Source organism: Brevundimonas sp. GN22 (assembly GCF_054824005.1).
The window spans coordinates 1-16,828 of the sequence record NZ_JSYD01000026.1 but is presented as its reverse complement, the minus strand read 5'-3'; the positions used below and the strand labels follow the sequence as shown (position 1 = coordinate 16,828).

The following is a 16,828-nucleotide window of genomic DNA, read 5'->3' as shown; positions in this document are numbered from 1 at the left end:
TCCTGACCCGAGAAGGCGTTGGGCAAGGTCGCGGCTGCCGCCGGGCGATCGGTCGCCACAGGTGCTGTCGGCTGAGCATTTTGTGCCAGTGCCGACGAGGCGAGAAGGGTGGCCGTCAGGCCCAGAGAAATGGCGATGGTCTTCATGGGAGGCTCCTTCACAGCCCCCTAAGGGGCCCAGTGATCAGCCCAGAAGATTGGGCCAAAGCGTCAAGATCAAGGCGGTCGCGGAGGCGCACACCGAAACGGTTGCCGCCACAATAACCCAAGCAGGCGTCTGCGAACGCTCGACAATCAACGTCTGGGACTGCGGAGGGTTCTGCGCAAAATCAGACAAAGCTTTCAGCGTGTCGCGGGCTTCTTCCACGATTTCCTTGGCTTGTGCCTGCACACCCAGTTCACGACGGATCCAGCGTTCGACCACGGGTTTGGCGGCTTCCCACAGGTCGTGATCGGGGTTCAGACGGCGCGCGACGCCCTCGACCGACACCATGGTCTTTTGCAGCAGCACCAGTTCGGGGCGCAGGTGCATGTCGAACAGGGCGGTGATCTCGAACAGCTGACCCAGCAAGCGTCCCATCGACACCTGCGAGGCGGCACGGCCGATCACCGGCTCGCCGACGGCACGCAGGGCCTGCGCGAACGTTTCCACAGAATGGTGCGGCGGTACATAGCCTGCAGCAAAGTGGATACGTGAGATGCGGTCGTAGTCGCGGCTGATAAAGCCCCAGAGGATTTCCGCGAGGTAGCGACGCTCTGCAGGACCAAGGCGGCCCACAATGCCGAAATCAATGGCCGTGACCTTGTCCGAGCGGTCGGCGAACAGATTGCCCTCGTGCAGGTCGGCATGGAACACGCCGTGGTCCAAAGCCTGAACCAGAAACGCCCGCACCACCTTGTCCGCCAGAATGTTGCGGTCGGCTTCGGGCAGGGTCGCCATGGACGGGTCGGTCATGGGCAGACCTTCGGCCCATTCCAGCGTCAGCACGCGCTTGCCCACGCCATCCCAGATGACACCCGGCGCGGCCATATAGCCGTCCTTGGCCATCACCTCGGCTAGCTCGGACGCCGCAGCGGCCTCGAGACGCATATCCAATTCGAGTTGCAGCGAACGGGCGATGATCTCGACAAAGGCGCGCGGTTCCAGACGGCGGGCGGGCTCTACCAGACGGTTGACCACGCCTGCGCCCAGACGCATGGCATCCAGCCCTTGTGCCACCTTGCGCTCAATGCCCGGGCGCAGAACCTTGACGGCGACCTTGCGGCCATCGGCCAGATAGGCCGGATGCGCCTGAGCCAGCGAAGCGGCCCCGACTGCAGGCCCAAGTTCAGTATAAAGGCTGTCGACCGGACGGCCGATGGATCGCTCGATCTCGCGGCGGGCCTGCTCGACGGGGAAGGGCGGCAGTTTGTCCTTCAGGTGGCCGAGGTCTTGCGCGAACTGCAGGCCGAAAATATCGGCGCGCGTCGCCAGTACCTGCCCCAGTTTGATCGCGACCGGACCTAGCTGCTCGCACGCGGCACCGACGCGCTGGCCGGGGCGGCCGGCGCGCAGCTTGCGGCTTGCGAACGCCTGAACCAGACCTGCAAACGGCCGGCTCCATGCGGGCAGGAGCGGGGTCGCCTCGCGCGGGATCAGGGCATCGTGACGTGCCAGAACCCAACCCCAGTGGATCAGGCGAAACGCCGAACGCACCGGAGATTTGATCCGCACCAGTTCAGGAGAGGGCGGCGGGGTCTTGAAACGCAACCGGCTCAGATCGCCCACCCGTGGTGAATAGCGGCCACGCCACCGGTCAGATTGGTGACGGTCACGCGGCTGAAACCGGCGTCCTCGATCATGGCCTTGAAGGTGTTCTGGTCAGGGAAGCGACGGATCGATTCCACCAGATACTGATAGCTGTCGCGGTCCTTGGCGACCAGTTCGCCGATCCGCGGAATGGCGTTGAACGACCATGCATCGTAGGCCTTGCGCATCACTGCCGTGGTCGGGCGCGAGAACTCCAGGCACATGAAGCGGCCACCGGGCTTCAGCACACGGCGGGCTTCCTTCAGGGCGACCGGAATATCGGCCACGTTCCGGATGCCAAAGCTGATCGAATAGGCATCGACCGAGGCGTCTGGCAGCGGCAGGCTCATGGCGTCACCGACGCTCCAGACCATTTCCGGCTCGCCGCCCTTGTGCACGCCCGCGAGGATCATCTCGGCGTTGTAGTCCAGCACGATGACCTTGGCGTCGTCACCGCCGCGACGCTCCTGTGCCGCGCGGGCCATCTTTGAATAGCGGCGGGCCATGTCGCCGGTACCACCGGCCACGTCGAGAATGACTTCCCCCGGACGGGCGTTGAGTTTGGACGCGGCGGCATCTTTCCAGATGCGGTGCACGCCAGCACTCATCAGGTCGTTCATCAAGTCATAGTTGGACGCGACGGAGTCGAACACGCCGCGCACCATCTTTACCTTTTCGCGCGCGTCAACGTCGCGGAAACCAAAGGAGGATGTCTTACCCGAGGGGGTAGCTTCTAACCGGGGCGATGCCGCGTCTGAGGAGGTCATGGTCTAGGGTTTAGCGCCTGTATTGCGTCGCGTCATCCGCCTATGCGCGTGTTTGCATACGGGAGTGGCTTGTCGGCTGTGGGTAGGGCGGGTTACGCCTAGGCAAAACCTCGAGGGGAGAGACGGTTCCATGGCGAATATTCCGCAGCAAATCGAAGTCGAGGCGGCGCTGGCAGGACTGCCACACTGGCACAAGGCCGATGACGCCCGTCCGGCTATTCGCCGTGTACTGGAGTTTGCTGATTTCAACGCTGCCTTCGGGTTCATGACCCGCGTCGCTATTCAGGCCGAAGCCGTCCAGCACCATCCGGAATGGTCAAACGTCTGGAACCGCGTGGATATTGTGCTGACCACGCATGATGCGGGCGGTGTCACACAGCGCGATATCGATCTGGCGAACTTTATCGACGCTGCGGCCGAGGGGCTGGCGAAATGAGCCGTCGGGGCCGCGTTGAGGGCAAGGCAGCTCTCATCACCGGAGCCGCAGGCGGGCTGGGTCAAGCCATGGCTCGCCGGTTGGTGGAGGAAGGAGCAAAGGTGGCCCTCAGCGACCTGAACCTCGAGGGTGTCCGCGCACTGGCCGATGAGTTGAATGCCCGCTTCCCCGGCAGTGCTTTTGCCTACAAGCACGACGTGACCAGCGAGGCGGACTGGCAAACTGTTGTTGCCGCTGCTGCTGCCGATATGGGCGGGCTGTCGGTGCTGGTGAACAACGCCGGAATTGGCGGTCAGCTTGTTTTCGCCGAACAGGACACGCTTGAAAACTGGCGCAAGGTCCAGGCCGTCAATATCGAGTCCGTCATGCTGGGCTGTAAGCATGCCTTGCCTCACCTGAAGGCTGCGCCGTCGGCGAGCATCATCAATATCTCGTCCATCGCAGGGTTGGCCGCAGCGCCGGGCATGGGCGCTTACAACGCGACCAAGGCTGCCGTCTGGCTCTATACCAAGACGGTCGCGCTGGAATGCGCCAAGGCCGGTGGAACCGTGCGCGCTAACTCGGTGCACCCGGTGTTCATCAATACGCCCATCCTTGATCCGTTCATCGCAATGGCAGGCGGCTCGGCCGAGGTGGCGCACGACAGGCTGGCGCGCGGTATCCCGCTCAAGCGGATCGGCGATCCTGACGATGTTGCCTACTGCATGCTTTACCTTGCCTCGGACGAGAGCCGTTTTGTCACCGGTTCCGAATTCAAAATCGACGGCGGTATGACCGCCCAGTAAGCGGTTGATGCACAGGGCGAATGGCAGGCTTCACGTTCAGGGTTGAGGCCGCCCCCGCCTTGCTGTAACACCCGCCATTCCGGCCTCGCGCCGAAGCCGCACCCGTAGCTCAGCTGGATAGAGCGTTGCCCTCCGAAGGCAAAGGCCACAGGTTCGAATCCTGTCGGGTGCGCCATTTCTTCGCAAATGAGTTGGTCGTGGTGTCGGTACGCCCAAGCCGCCGTCAGTTGACGGTGACTTCGACGCTTTGACCGCGACCGTTTCGACCGTAGATGCGCACTTTGATCCAGACATCGCCCTGAACGACGGCGCGGGCGGCGCTGGGGGACATGCGTCCGTCGCGGACCATGCGCTCCATAGCGGCGCGATTGTTGGCGTTGGCGAAGAAGCCGTCGCCCTGATCTCCGCGATCACGAATGTTGAAGCGGTGGTAGTTGGCGCGGTCCTGGCGGATCACTTGCCAGGCCTCGGTCAGGCGGACGCCTTTCGGACGATCTCACATCGTTGCGCCCGATATAGGCGACGTATTCATCAAGCAGTTGCTCGCCCGAGCCCCAGCCGAGGCTCGACTGTGAAACGGCTGCGGTCGCGGGACAAGTTGCAACTATAAGCGCGGCCATAACAGCTATAGGTTTCATTACTGTCATGAACTCCGATTAGTTTTCGAAGATGTTATTAGTGACTAAGATTTCTGAATATAAAAACAACGCCTTCCTCTTACGTAACGTAAAGCTCAAATACTTGCGACAATTGGGCGCAAACTCGGGAATTTGACGCTTTTTTAATCGTAAATATCCGGCGACTGGCCCAATGTGACTCTTGATATGCCCTTATAGGTTTACGTAATAACCCGTAGAGGTAGCAATATCGCTGGAAATGGCTGACTCAATTGCGCAGTAAATCAGCAGTGAGCCTGTCATTTCCCGGCGCGTATCGATCCCCTCGTCCGAAGATGGTCCTGTCCATCATCTGCGAGGGGTTTTTATCGGCAGCCTGTGCGTTCGCGCGAGGATGCTCAGTGGGACGACTTTGGCTTCGGTAACTTAGTACTGGTTTGAAAATGCAGCACGAAACGCAGGCCAAGCAAATGCCGGACGGCCGCCATCTTCGCAGCGAGCGCAGCCGCGCCGTGATTGCGATGGCGATGCTGGAACTGGTGCGTGAAACCGGGGCTATGCCGACGACGGATGCCGTCGCCGATCGTGCAGGCGTGTCGCGCCGCTCAGTTTTCCGTCACTATTCGGATGTGAGCGAGCTGCTGACGGCGGCCTACCAGATCCAGCGCGAAGAGGCGTTCCGCCGCTTCCCCCGCCGTGATCCCTCACAGTGGAGCATGGAAGAGCGCGTCGTGGCTTTTTCCGAGCGTGCTACCGACCTCTACGAATATGTCATGCCGGTGCGCAGCGCGGCCATGCATCTGGCCCGCGATTATCCGGTTCTGTACGAACTGATGCAGGGGGACGATGCGGTGCACCGCATGATCGTCGAGAACCTGTTCGCCGAGTATTTCAAGGACATGCCCGACGACAGATCAGGTCTGTTCGTCTCGGCCATGGTCTCCGCCACCAGCTGGGCGACGTGGCAAGGTTTGCGCCGTGAGCAAAGCGTGCCGGTCGAGGTGGCGCGCGAAGTGGTGCGCACCATTATGCGAGGCGTGCTGGCGGTAGCGCTCACGCAATCCTCCAAGACCTGAGGGCCAGCGCTCGAGCCTTAGAGCTTGAAAGCCATTCCCGTAATCTGTTCGGCCCGCTTGCCATAAGGCGGGGCCAAAAGCCGTGTGGAATGCCACCGACCCGACCGGAAAACGGCGCGCGGGTGGGTGAGTTCGTCAAAACCGTATTTGCCGTGATAGGCCCCCTGACCGCTCGGCCCGTTGCCGCCAAAAGGCAGATGGTCGTTGGCCAGATGCAGCATCGCACCATTGATGGTGACCCCGCCCGAGTGGGTGTGATCCAGCACGTGCTCGATCTCGGATGAATGATCCGAGAACACATAAAGAGCCAGCGGGCGGTCATGAGCGTTCACATAATCCACGCTGGACTGGATGTCCGGCTTGGCGATGACCGGCAGAACCGGCCCGAAGATCTCCTCGCGCATCAGGCGTAGATGTTCCGGAGGATTGATGACGATCGTCGGAGGGAATTTGCGCGACTGGCGCACGTCATCGGAGTTGTGCTCAGGCTGAAGGACCTCGACACCAGCGGCGCGGGCTTCATCGACCATGGATTCAAGACGGGCATAGTGCTGTCCGGCAATCACCGTCGAATAGTCCGGATTGTTAGCAAAGTCGGGGTAGAAGGTCTGGACCTTTTGGGCGACCGCCTGCCCCAGGGCACGGGCTCGCTCAGGGCTTCCGATGGCGATAGCGGTATCTACGGCCACGCAGGTCTGTCCTGCGTTCAGGAAGCGGCCCCAGGCAATAGAGTGCGCTGCGTCGGCAACCGGATAGGTGGCGCTGACGATGGCCGGAGACTTGCCGCCTAGCTCCAGGGTGACGGGCACAAGGTTCTGGCCCGCAGCGGCGGCCACGCTTCGTCCCACGCGGGTGGAGCCGGTGTAGAACAGATGATCGAAGGGCAGGGCGCAGAAAGCTTCTGCCAAATCGGGGCCCCCCTGGACGACGTTAACCTGATCGGCAGGAAAGACCTGGGCCAAAAGGCGGGTCATCAGATCGTTAGTATTGGGCGTCAGTTCCGAGGGTTTGATGATCGCGCGATTGCCCGCTGCCAACGCCGTTGCCAGCGGCAGCAGCGCCAGTTGCACAGGGTAGTTCCAGGGCGAAACAATCCCGACGACGCCCTTGGGATCACGCCTTACATAAGAGCGTCCGGGCTGGGCCAGCAGGGGCGTAGGCACGCACTCGGGCTTCATCCAGCGCGCCACCTTGCGGTGCATGTCACGGGTGCCCCGTAGTACCAGCGACAGCTCTAGAAGACGCGTCTCGATGGGGGAACGCTGGCCGAAGTCGGCGCTTACGGCGTCCACCCACTCCTGCTGATGGTCAAGCATGAGCCGTTCGATCTTTTTAAGATCGTCTCGACGATCCGCCACGGAACGGTTGGGCTGTTGCAAGAAGGCGCTGCGCTGGCTTTCCAGAAGGGCGTTCAGGTCGGTCATGGCTATCAGTCCCTTCTATCCAAAATCATACCAGCGGCCCGTGTAGCGATCATCATCGTCGGGGCGTTAGTGTTGCCGCCGATCAGGCGCGGCATCACGGACGCATCGACCACCCGAAGATTAGGGACACCGTAAACCTTTAGCTGCGCGTCGACGACCGACAGCTCGCCTGTCCCCATGCGGCATGTTCCCACAGGATGATAGAGCGTCTCGGCACGTGCGCGCAGGTCGTCGGCCAGTTGGCTGCGGGTCTGGTAGGCTGGATCTGGCCAGATTTCCTGCTTTCGGTCGAAATCAAAGGCTGTGTGCATCAGGACGTCACGCGCCGCCTGCATCCCGTCGATCATGACCTCCATGTCTTCAGGATCGGACAGATAGTTAGGGTCGATATGGGGATGTTGGGCTGGATCGGCAGAGGTGATGCGTATCTCGCCGCGGCTCTTGGGGTAAAGGTGGCACACGTGCAGCGAGGCCCCGTGACCGAACGGCAAGCGCGCACCGTGCGGGGCGACTTTGGCGGGGATAAAGGCGAATTGCAGATCAGGTAGGACGCCAGCGCGTGACGATTTCAGGAAGGCACCACCCTGAACCGGATTGGTGCTCAGCAAGCCCGGTTTGTCGGCAATAAAGTCGAGCACGCTGCGGGCCCACGAGAACGCCGTGGCCGGCGAGATGCCCAGCGAGGTCGTGCTACGCGTCTCGATCTTGCCCAGTATGTCCAGATGGTCTTGCAGGTTGCGGCCTACCCCCGGCAGGTCGATTGCCGGAGCAACGCCTGCTTCCCGAAGCCAGTTGGCGTCGCCGATGCCCGACAGTTGCAACAGCTGGGGAGTATTGATCGCGCCGCCGCTGAGGATGACTTCGCGCCTTGCAAAGACGGACTGTGCGTCTTTGCCGTGGCGGTACTCGATGCCGGTTGCGCGGTTGCCCTCCAGCAGAACCTTGCTGGCAAGGGCATGGGTAATCACGCGAAGATTGGGGCGCGCCAATGCAGGGTGCAGATAGGCCACGGCGGCGCTGCACCGACGGTTCCCTTTTTGCGTTACTTGATAGGGACTGCATCCATATTGTTCCGGACCGTTCATGTCCTCAATACGGGGCACATCCATGTCGGCACAGGCCTCGAAGAACGCTTCGGTTAGGGGGTTAAGAGGTTCGATGTCCTGAACCGACAGCGGCCCGTTGCAGCCGTGCAGGTCGCTTATCGGGCCCACACGCCCCTGCACCTGCTTGAATGCGGGCAGCACCTGGTCCCAGCCCCAGCCTTCGGCCCCATAGGCGTCGCGCCATTCATCATAGTTCTGCGCCGCGCCTCTGATGTAGTGCATGGCGTTAATGGAGCTGGAGCCCCCCAGAACTTTCCCGCGCGGCCAGAACAGGCGGCGGTTGTTCAGTTCCTTCTGCGGGGCCGTGTAATGATGCCAGTCGAGGATCTTGGAGGCCATGGCCTGACCCATCAACAGCGGAGCCTGCACCAGAAAGCTCCGGTCGTCGCCGCCGGCTTCCAACAAGACCACGCTGATTGACGGATCCCGGCTTAATCGCTCGGCCAGCACACATCCTGCCGACCCGGCCCCAACGATTACATAGTCATAGGCGTCGTTGGACATCCATCTCCCCGGTTTTGGCCCCGTTTTTCGAGGGCAGTACACACCAAACGCACGCTCTTAGCTTGCGGATTCAGGCGTTACAGTTCCTTATTAAACAGAACGCAGGTATTTCACTTGATCGGCGGGGAACGGGTGAGACTCAGCATTATCGGATGGGCTGCCCTCGGTATCCTCGCGGCGTTGTTGCTTGGTGGCTGGCTGGCGCGCGATACGGTCCTGCTGCACTGGGCGGGTTGGCGTGCACCCAAGGTTGGGCCACCGCAATCGGTGGAATGGGAACGCGGTCCGCAGGTTGCTTTGGCCGCCCCCGCAGAGCGGCCGCCCAATATCGTGCTGATTGTCGCCGATGATCTGGGGTTCAACGATATAAGTCTGAACGGCGGCGGTCGGGGAAGCGGTACCGTCAAAACGCCCAATATCGACGCCATCGCCCATGAGGGTGTGATCCTGCAATCCGCCTATGCCACCCACGCCAGCAGCGGTCCGTCACGCGCAGGATTGATGACGGGGCGATACCCGCAAAGGTTCGGATTTGAATCGACGCCCGTGCCGGCCCTGATGTCCCGCATGGTGGTACGCGGCCAGCGCGATCAACCCTTGAAGTGGACCTATCATTCGGATCGGGCGCGTGGTGCGCCGCGTCTGAAAGACATGGGAATGCCCGCTTACGAGGTCACCATGGCCGAAGTTCTGGCGGGACGCGGCTATCACACAGTTCACCTCGGCAAGTGGGCTTTGGGGGCGGCCAAGGGGATGCGTCCAGAGGATCAGGGCTTTAACGAAAGCCTCGGTTTCATGGCGGCGGCCCAGAAATATGCCCTGCCGGACACGGATGGCGTGGTGAACGCGCGCCTGAACTATGATCCCACGGACAAATTCCTATGGGCCAACCTGCCGTTCAGTGTTCAGTACAACGGCTCCGCGCCGTTTCGTCCGCACGGCTATATGACCGACTATCTGACGGATCAGGCCGTCAAGGTGATCGACGCCAACCGCAACCGCCCGCTGTTTTTATATGTGGCCTATAACGCCCCGCACACGCCGCTGCAGGCGCTGGCTGCCGACTATCAGGCTCTGGACCACATCAAGGACCATAACGAGAGGGTCTACGCCGCGATGATTGTGGCTCTGGATCGCGGGGTCGGGCGTATTATGCAGGCGCTCAAGGATCAGGGGCTGGATGACAATACGCTGGTGGTTTTCACCAGCGACAATGGCGGCACAGCGCACGTCGGGATCGAGGGGCTGAACGCACCTTATCGCGGATGGAAGATGACCTTCTTTGACGGGGGTATCCGCGTTCCCATGTTCGTGCGCTGGCCGTCCGGCTATGGGCGAGGGCAGGTCGCGCAGCCGGTCTCGCATCTTGATCTCTTCGCAACAGTGGCGGCAGTGGCGGGTGCCAGCACTCCGACAGACCGGATCATTGACGGTGTGGACCTGACGCCCTTCCTCAAGGGGCAAAGCGCCAAGTCGGCTCACGAGGCGCTGTACTGGCGAAACGGCGGATACCGTGCTGTTCGATCCGGCAAATGGAAGCTTCAGACCCAGCAGTCGCCGAGGCGGATTTGGCTGCATAATCTGGAAGACGATCCGGGCGAGACCCGCAATCTGGCCAGTACACGGCGCGACGTCGTCGACTATCTGACGACCCTCCTGCAAATCCACGACCAGCAACAGGCCGCCGCTCTGTGGCCGTCCATGGTCGATGCACCTGTGCCGCTGGATAAGTCCTCACGCCAAAGGCTGGAACCTAGCGACCAATATGTCGTCTGGGCCAACTAGGAGGAGTAAATGGTAGGCTCACACGATAAGTCATCACGCGCAAAACCCTGGCTGGTCGCGCTGGGGATTGCGATCGCGGCTGTGGCGGCGGTGGTGATCTATAATCTCACGGTTTTCTTGCCGGTGGACCGCAAACTGGACGATGATCATCGCAACGAGGTCGCCACCCTATATGCCTACCGCACCGGACTGCTGCATCCTTCCAGGGTCACGCTCGACCTGCGCGACGTCGGTAATGCCGCGCCCGTGGATTTGTTTAGGGTCATGTTCCAATCCGCGGACGCTCTATCCGAGCACAACATCACCGAAGTGACCTTGGCGCGAGACGGCAAGGCCGTCTTCAAAATGGACGGGGACGAGTTCCGCGATATGGGACGTGCGTATGGGCTCGGTGAGAATACGGTCTATCTCATGCGGACCTTGCCGGAAAAACTGGAACGCCCCGACGGCACTGCGGCCTATGGCACTTGGAGTGGCGGGTGGCTCGGCGTATTGACGCGGCAGATGGACGACGCGACCGACTTCGCCCAGACTTGGGTGACGGGATAGCCGAACAAACAAAAACCCCGCCCTGACGATATCAGGAGCGGGGTTTTTGTTTGGGAGCGTTTTACCGCTGCCGCTCTTCTTGCGAAGAGAAAGATGGCGCACCCGAAGAGATTCGAACTCCTGACCCTCAGATTCGTAGTCTGATGCTCTATCCAGCTGAGCTACGGGTGCGTTTTAGACTTTCGTCTCCGCCGTGGGTCAGTGCCCCGCGGCGAGGAGGGCTATCTAGCTTTTGAGATTTTGAATGGCAATAGGAAAATCGAAAAAAGCGAAAGAAAATCTTGGGTTGGCGGAACTCGCATCAAGCCTTAGGCATAAGTCTGTCATCGCGCGGTAGGAGTATGGATTATGACGGCATTTTTTGACCGGACACGCGGGAGCACGCGCAAGACTGCTCTTTCCGCGACGATTTTGGCGCTGGCGGCGATTTCGACCCCATCCTTCGCGCTAGCGGCCGATCAAGCCGTCCGCCCTGTTGAAGCACCTGCAGCGCAACCCGCGCGCGGCCCGTTTGTCGCGGCGGCAAACCCGCTGGCCGCCGAGGCGGGGATGAAGGTTCTGCGCGCCGGTGGTTCGGCGGTGGATGCGGCCGTTGCCATTCAGGCGACCCTGAGCCTCGTCGAGCCCCAGTCGTCGGGCCTGGGCGGCGGGGCCTTTATGATGGTCTACGACGCCACGACCGCCGAGCTCCATTCCTATGACGGTCGCGAGATGGCCCCTGCCGCCGCGACGCCCGAACTGTTTTATGAAGACGGCAAACCGCTGGATTTCACCGATGCTGTGTTGTCGGGCCGCTCGACGGGCGTACCGGGTGTGGTGGCTATGCTGGGCATGGCCCAGAAAGAGCACGGCAAACTAGGCTGGAACCAGTTGTTCGCCGAGGCTGAACAACTGGCGGACAGCGGGTTCACCGTTTCACCGCGTCTGGCAAGCTTCATCAATGCGGGCCGCAATCAGGCCGTCAGCGAATGGGCTACCCGCTATTTCACCAAGGCCGACGGCACGCGCTATCAGGCAGGCGATACGCTCCGGAATCCGGAATATGCCCGGACCCTGCGCCGTCTGGCCACTGAGGGGCCGAGTGTCTTCTATCAGGGCGAGCTACCGCGGCAGATGATCGCCGCCACGCACGCCCAACCGCGCCCGGGTGGGCTGTCGATGCAGGACTTCGCGAACTATCGTCCGCTGCGCCGCGATCCGCTTTGCCGTCCCTATCGCATCTATTTGGTCTGTGTGCCCGCTCCGCCGTCCAGCGGCGTGGCCATGCTGCAGTTCCTCGGTATGGCCGAAAAGACTCCCGATCTGGCCAAGGGCAAGGACAGCCCCGAGGCCTGGGTCGCGCTAGGTCGTCTGCAGCGGCTCATGTACGCCGACCGCGACCGCTACGTGGGCGATGCCGACTTTGTGGGCGTGCCTGTGGCAGGGCTGCTCGCCGATGACTATATTGCCGAGCGCGCAGCGTTGGCTCCGCAGGTAAACGGCCCGGTGGCGGCAGGTCGCCCGACCGGTTCCGCCCCGCAACTGTCGGATGCGACGCTAGAGCCTGCGGGCACGACCCACTTCGTCGTGGTCGATGCCGAGGGTAATGCCGTCAGTATGACCACCACGGTGGAATCATACTTTGGCTCGGGCCGCATGGCGGGCGGCTTCTTCCTCAATAACCAGCTTACCGATTTCTCGTTCACGCCACTGGAGGATGGGCATCCTGCACCGAACGCTGTCGCAGCGGGCAAGCGTCCGCGCTCGTCCATGATCCCGACGATCATTCTTGATCGCGAGGGCAATCTGGTGGGGGCTATCGGCTCGCCCGGTGGTTCTTCGATCCTGGCCTATGTGGCCAAGACGCTGGTTGGTGTGGTCGAGTGGGATATGACCATGCAGGACGCCATCGCCTTGCCCAACCTGGTGGTGCGCGGCGCGATGGTGGGGGCTGATACCGATCAGATTTCGCCGGAAATCCGTGATGCCCTGAAAGCTGCAGGCATGGAGTTGCGCCCCAATGCGACCGAGACCTCGGGCCTCCATGGGGCGATCTGGCGCGATGGTCGCTGGGACGGTGGTGCCGATCCCCGCCGAGAAGGTGTCGCGCTTACGCAGTAAAGTTCGAAGGGGCCGGATCGATCATCCGGCCTCTTTTTATTGCGGCCGGATCGAAAGCTGGAAGGCGAGGACGCCTTCGCCAACGTCTGTCTTGAGCCCGCCATACCCGCGCAGGCCGTCGATCTCGACTTCGCGATAGGACAGGCCCACCGAGCTTTGGATCGGGCCCTTGCGCCATGCGACACCAATAGCGGCATCGCCCATGGCGCTGGATCCCAGATCGTGGCTCAGCCCTTCATTGGCAAACCCGCCATCACGCTGCCTGGTGAAATTATAGCCGACAGCGCGCTTGGAGCCCGAGGCGAAAACATACCAGCGCGCCTTTTGACCAAAAGCTTCGTCACCGTCGGGAGCCAATCGGTCAAGGCCGCGACCCACGCGCACCGTGGCCCCTGCGACAGGCGATGAACCCCGGGGGTTCCAGTCAAATCCGGCATGGGGCGAGACCGACAGTTCCAGACCTGAAGGCGACGTTTCGTGCAGCGCCGTCCAGTCGTGACGCCATTCCACGGCGACTTCGCGGTCGCGCGTGTCCGGTCGGCTGAAAGCAAGCGGCGTATCGACGGGGTTGGCATGGCGAACCGTCCAGCGGTCGCCCGAAGCGGTGCTAAGCGCCACACGGTCTTCACGCCAGGCTTGCGACGAAGGAAGGTCGCCAAGAGAGCGGCGATCCAGGGTCACAGACCAGTCTTGGGAAGACGCGAGAGATTGGGCCATCGCTTCTGTCCCGCCCAGCGAGACGGATGCGATGCAGAGGCACCCAGCAATCGCTTGCGGAACCTGTCCGGTACGGATTTTGCCCAGCGCCAGCCGACGCATGTTCGCCTCCCAGTCCTTACGCATACCATCAGTATCCCGATAGCAGCCTCCTGACAAACGAACGACGCCGCCCGAGAGCAAGTTCCCGAGCGGCGCCAGTTGTTCACAATGTGGACCCAAACCTTATTGGCAGGCCAGGCACTCGTCGTAGTCGGTGGGAGCGGCCGAGAAGAGGTCCGGTTGGTTCGGATCGAACTCGGCTTCTTCCTTGGTGTCGGCACCGGCGAAAGCGGCGCGCTGAACCGACTTGGAGCGCAGATAGTAGAGCGACTTCACGCCACGTTCCCACGCCGACCAGTGCAACATGTGCAGGTCCCACTTGTTCACGTCACCCGGAACGAACAGGTTCAGCGACTGGGCCTGGCAGATTTCCGGCGCGCGGTCGGCGGCCAGTTCGATCAGCCAGCGTTGGTCCAGTTCAAAGGCGGTCTTGTAGACACCCTTTTCGTCTTCCGAGAGGAAGTCGAGGTGCTGGATCGAGCCCTCGTGTTCGAGGATCGAGTTCCAGATCGCGTCGGTATTCTGACCCTTCTCTTCGAGCAGACGCTCAAGGTAGGGGTTCTTGACCGCGAACGAGCCGGACAGGGTCTTGTGGGTATAGATGTTGGCCGGGATCGGCTCGATACCTGCCGACGTACCGCCGCAGATGATCGAGATCGATGCAGTCGGGGCAATCGCCATCTTGTGCGAGAAACGCTCCATCACACCACGGTCGGCCGCGTCGGGGCAGGGGCCCTTTTCCTCGGCCAGCAGCTTGGAAGCCTTATCGGCCTCGCGGCGCAGGTGTTTGAACAGGCGCATGTTCCACGACTTGGCCATGGCGGATTCAAACGCCACGCCTTGCGATTGCAGGAAGGAGTGGAAGCCCATCAGGCCCAGCCCCACCGAACGCTCGCGCATGGCCGAATAGACGGCTTGCGACATCGCCGACGGGGCGCGGTCGATGAAGTCCTGCAGCACGTTGTCGAGGAAGCGCATCACGTCCTCGATGAACTGGGGTTCTTCGCGCCACTCAAGGAAGGTCTCGGCGTTGACCGACGACAGGCAGCACACAGCGGTGCGCTCGTTGCCGAGGTGGTCCTTACCGGTGGCCAGCATGATCTCGGCGCACAGATTGGATTGTTTGACCGACAGACCCAGCTCGCGCTGGTGCTGTGCCAACTGGCGGTTCACCGTATCCGAGAAGATCAGATAGGGCTCGCCCGTCTGCATGCGGATTTCGAGGATCTTGGTCCACAGCGAGCGGGCGTCGACGGTCTTGCGAACTTCGTTGTTCTTGGGCGAGCGCAGATCGAACGGCTTGCCGTCACGGACCGCTTCCATGAACTCGTCGGTGATCGAAATGCCATGGTGCAGGTTCAGGGACTTGCGATTGAAGTCGCCCGACGGCTTACGGATTTCGAGGAATTCTTCGATTTCGGGATGGTGGATGTCGAGATAGACAGCCGCCGAACCGCGACGCAGCGAGCCTTGGGAAATGGCCAGCGTCAGCGAGTCCATCACACGGATGAAGGGGATGATGCCCGAGGTTTGGCCAGCGCCCTTAACCTGTTCACCGATGGAGCGGACGCCGCCCCAATAGGTGCCGATGCCGCCACCGTTCGAGGCCAGCTGGACGTTCTCGTTCCAGACGTTCTGGATACCGTCGAGGCTGTCGTTGACCGCGTTCAGGAAGCAGGAGATCGGCAGACCACGATCGGCACCGCCGTTCGACAGAACCGGCGTTGCAGGCATGAACCATAACTTCGACATATAGTCGTAAACGCGCTGGGCGTGTTCGGCATCGTCTGCGAAGGCCGTGGCCACGCGGGCGAACATGTCCTGATAGGACTCGCCCGGAAGAAGATATCGGTCTTCGAGCGTCTTTTTACCGAAATCCGTCAACAGATCGTCACGGCTGCGGTCCAGTTTAAGGCCACCGGGGACCACTTCGAGGCGAGGCTTGAAAGCCTTCAGTCCCGAAGAAACTGCCGAAAAATCCGTTGTCTGTAGAGCTTCGCCGCCTGCCATCGCTACAACCCGTCAACTTGTGGATAACGCCAGATGTTGTGTGGACAACACCGGCTACATCTAAATCTTGGGTTAAGACTGGCCCGACTTCAAATTCTTTAATTCAGTTTTTTGCTAATTTTTCGCTTGCCATAGGCTGCGGTTGAACGGGGAAGGAAAAGGCTTCAAACCTCGCGAAACCTATGCCACGGTTTTGTCGCAATTATCTTGGGAATCGTCCCGATACGGGACGGAACACAAAGCGTAATGGAGCCGTTGTCGCCCTATGACCGCACACCCCGTTGCCTTCACCGCCCGTGTCCTCCGTGTGGCCCGTAATGAAATCGGCATTGTTGCCCCTCTACTGTTGGGGGCAGGCGGACTGGCGCTTTTCGCAAGCATCGCCGACGGCGTAGCCAGTGGCGACAAGCAAGGCTTCGATTGGTCGGTCCTGACTTGGCTGCATCCCTATGCACACGATCCCCAACGGGTGCGCGGGCCGTGGTGGCTCCGCGAGGCCGCCATAGACGTCACATCGCTTGGCGGCATTTCCGTCCTAATGGTGTTCGCCCTGATCTTTGGATTCTTCCTGCTCGTCCACGGTAAGAAGCTGTCGGCGCTATTGTTGGTCTTCGGGCTTGCGGGCGGAGTGGCGTGGTCCGAGGGCCTGAAGGCTGTGTTTGATCGGGCGAGGCCGCCGGCGGAATATCAGGTGGTTGAAACCCTCAATGCCAGCTTCCCGTCCGGTCATGCCCTGTTGGCTACCGTCTTTTACCTCACCATCGGCGTGATGCTGACGCGAGCGTTCCCGCGAGCACGCGTTAAAGCCTATGCCGTAGGCTGGGCCGTGGTGGTTGTGCTTTTGATCGGCATCACCCGCATCTATCTGGCAGCCCATTGGGCCACGGATGTTTTGGCGGGGTGGGGCATTGGTGCCTTCTGGGCAGTGCTTTTGTGGCTGTTCGCCTATGCGGTCGAGCGCCGCCAGCGCGTACATATGTCCCGCCTTCAGGATGCCCCATAGACCAAGGTCTAAAAGGCGTCTGCCGGTGCCAGCGGCTACGAATTTGGTCATTACCGACC

Annotated in this window: 14 protein-coding genes and 2 tRNA genes; 8 read left to right on the top strand and 8 right to left on the bottom strand. The window is 61.4% G+C overall.

Annotation, left to right across the window (positions count from 1 at the left end):
- Positions 1-183: 183 nt before the first annotated feature.
- Both ubiB and OB03_RS04280 read right to left on the bottom strand, forming a co-directional pair.
- A complete protein-coding gene (gene ubiB / locus OB03_RS04285) occupies positions 184-1,767 on the bottom strand; it encodes a 2-polyprenylphenol 6-hydroxylase (RefSeq protein ID WP_242912308.1) in 1,584 nt (527 codons plus the stop codon).
- Positions 1,755-2,555: a class I SAM-dependent methyltransferase gene (locus tag OB03_RS04280; protein WP_242912307.1), complete on the bottom strand. Its 801-nt coding sequence runs from the start codon at positions 2,553-2,555 to the stop codon at positions 1,755-1,757. Before OB03_RS04280 ends, ubiB begins: the two co-directional genes overlap by 13 nt.
- 64 nt (positions 2,556-2,619) lie before the next feature.
- Between OB03_RS04280 and OB03_RS04275 the strand changes: the two genes are divergently transcribed.
- The 3 genes from OB03_RS04275 to OB03_RS04265 all read left to right on the top strand — a co-directional run bounded on the left by OB03_RS04275 (position 2,620) and on the right by OB03_RS04265 (position 3,951).
- A complete protein-coding gene (locus OB03_RS04275) occupies positions 2,620-2,991 on the top strand; it encodes a 4a-hydroxytetrahydrobiopterin dehydratase (protein ID WP_461343323.1) in 372 nt (123 codons plus the stop codon).
- Positions 2,988-3,776 carry an SDR family oxidoreductase gene (locus OB03_RS04270; RefSeq protein WP_461343322.1) on the top strand — a complete coding sequence of 263 codons (789 nt, stop codon included), beginning with the start codon at positions 2,988-2,990 and terminating at the stop codon, positions 3,774-3,776. The genes OB03_RS04275 and OB03_RS04270 overlap by 4 nt, the downstream gene beginning before the upstream one ends.
- A gap of 98 nt (positions 3,777-3,874) precedes the next feature.
- Positions 3,875-3,951: transfer RNA gene (locus OB03_RS04265), tRNA-Arg, on the top strand.
- Between the two features lie 48 nt (positions 3,952-3,999).
- On the opposite strand, the gene OB03_RS04260 is transcribed toward OB03_RS04265, so the two are convergent.
- Positions 4,000-4,233, bottom strand: a complete 234-nt coding sequence (locus tag OB03_RS04260) for a hypothetical protein (protein ID WP_461343321.1) — start codon at positions 4,231-4,233, stop codon at positions 4,000-4,002.
- Positions 4,234-4,836: 603 nt separating this feature from the next.
- Here OB03_RS04260 and OB03_RS04255 point away from each other — a divergent pair.
- Positions 4,837-5,469 (top strand): hypothetical protein, encoded by a 633-nt coding sequence (locus OB03_RS04255; RefSeq protein ID WP_461343320.1) that lies wholly within the window; start codon positions 4,837-4,839, stop codon positions 5,467-5,469.
- 17 nt (positions 5,470-5,486) lie between these two features.
- On the opposite strand, the gene OB03_RS04250 is transcribed toward OB03_RS04255, so the two are convergent.
- Positions 5,487-6,893, bottom strand: coding sequence for a coniferyl aldehyde dehydrogenase (locus OB03_RS04250; protein ID WP_461343319.1), 1,407 nt, complete (start codon positions 6,891-6,893; stop codon positions 5,487-5,489).
- A gap of 5 nt (positions 6,894-6,898) precedes the next feature.
- Entirely contained in the window at positions 6,899-8,503 is a 1,605-nt protein-coding gene (locus tag OB03_RS04245; protein ID WP_461343318.1) for a GMC family oxidoreductase, read from the bottom strand.
- 132 nt (positions 8,504-8,635) lie between these two features.
- On the opposite strand from OB03_RS04245, the gene OB03_RS04240 reads away from it, so the two are divergent.
- Together OB03_RS04240 and OB03_RS04235 are read left to right on the top strand one after the other, a co-directional pair.
- Entirely contained in the window at positions 8,636-10,288 is a 1,653-nt protein-coding gene (locus OB03_RS04240; protein WP_461343317.1) for a sulfatase-like hydrolase/transferase, read from the top strand.
- A gap of 9 nt (positions 10,289-10,297) precedes the next feature.
- Positions 10,298-10,837, top strand: a complete 540-nt coding sequence (locus OB03_RS04235) for a hypothetical protein (protein ID WP_242912299.1) — start codon at positions 10,298-10,300, stop codon at positions 10,835-10,837.
- 94 nt (positions 10,838-10,931) lie between these two features.
- On the opposite strand, the gene OB03_RS04230 is transcribed toward OB03_RS04235, so the two are convergent.
- A tRNA-Arg gene (locus tag OB03_RS04230) sits at positions 10,932-11,008 on the bottom strand.
- Between the two features lie 177 nt (positions 11,009-11,185).
- On the opposite strand from OB03_RS04230, the gene OB03_RS04225 reads away from it, so the two are divergent.
- The gene (locus OB03_RS04225) at positions 11,186-12,937 is read left to right on the top strand and encodes a gamma-glutamyltransferase family protein (protein WP_461343316.1); all 1,752 of its coding nucleotides are present in this window, start codon (positions 11,186-11,188) and stop codon (positions 12,935-12,937) included.
- A gap of 36 nt (positions 12,938-12,973) precedes the next feature.
- Here the strand turns inward: OB03_RS04225 and OB03_RS04220 are convergent, their stop codons facing one another.
- Both OB03_RS04220 and OB03_RS04215 read right to left on the bottom strand, forming a co-directional pair.
- On the bottom strand, positions 12,974-13,780 hold the full coding sequence (locus OB03_RS04220) for a lipid A-modifier LpxR family protein (protein ID WP_461343315.1): 807 nt from the start codon (positions 13,778-13,780) through the stop codon (positions 12,974-12,976).
- Between the two features lie 99 nt (positions 13,781-13,879).
- Complete coding sequence (locus tag OB03_RS04215; RefSeq protein ID WP_242912296.1) at positions 13,880-15,766, bottom strand: ribonucleoside-diphosphate reductase subunit alpha; 1,887 nt, start codon at positions 15,764-15,766, stop codon at positions 13,880-13,882.
- Positions 15,767-16,031: 265 nt separating this feature from the next.
- Here OB03_RS04215 and OB03_RS04210 point away from each other — a divergent pair, with 265 nt between their 5' ends.
- Positions 16,032-16,769 (top strand): phosphatase PAP2 family protein, encoded by a 738-nt coding sequence (locus tag OB03_RS04210; protein WP_461343314.1) that lies wholly within the window; start codon positions 16,032-16,034, stop codon positions 16,767-16,769.
- Positions 16,770-16,828: the final 59 nt, after the last annotated feature.

What these genes read in the sequence shown, in the direction of transcription:
- OB03_RS04245 (WP_461343318.1), bottom strand. Translation starts at nt 8,503, where the DNA reads ATGTCCAACGACGCCTATGACTATGTAATCGTTGGGGCCGGGTCGGCA.
- OB03_RS04280 (WP_242912307.1), bottom strand. Translation starts at nt 2,555, where the DNA reads ATGACCTCCTCAGACGCGGCATCGCCCCGGTTAGAAGCTACCCCCTCG.
- OB03_RS04235 (WP_242912299.1), top strand. Translation starts at nt 10,298, where the DNA reads ATGGTAGGCTCACACGATAAGTCATCACGCGCAAAACCCTGGCTGGTC.
- OB03_RS04225 (WP_461343316.1), top strand. Translation starts at nt 11,186, where the DNA reads ATGACGGCATTTTTTGACCGGACACGCGGGAGCACGCGCAAGACTGCT.
- OB03_RS04270 (WP_461343322.1), top strand. Translation starts at nt 2,988, where the DNA reads ATGAGCCGTCGGGGCCGCGTTGAGGGCAAGGCAGCTCTCATCACCGGA.
- OB03_RS04215 (WP_242912296.1), bottom strand. Translation starts at nt 15,766, where the DNA reads ATGGCAGGCGGCGAAGCTCTACAGACAACGGATTTTTCGGCAGTTTCT.
- OB03_RS04210 (WP_461343314.1), top strand. Translation starts at nt 16,032, where the DNA reads ATGACCGCACACCCCGTTGCCTTCACCGCCCGTGTCCTCCGTGTGGCC.
- OB03_RS04220 (WP_461343315.1), bottom strand. Translation starts at nt 13,780, where the DNA reads ATGCGTAAGGACTGGGAGGCGAACATGCGTCGGCTGGCGCTGGGCAAA.
- OB03_RS04250 (WP_461343319.1), bottom strand. Translation starts at nt 6,893, where the DNA reads ATGACCGACCTGAACGCCCTTCTGGAAAGCCAGCGCAGCGCCTTCTTG.
- OB03_RS04255 (WP_461343320.1), top strand. Translation starts at nt 4,837, where the DNA reads ATGCAGCACGAAACGCAGGCCAAGCAAATGCCGGACGGCCGCCATCTT.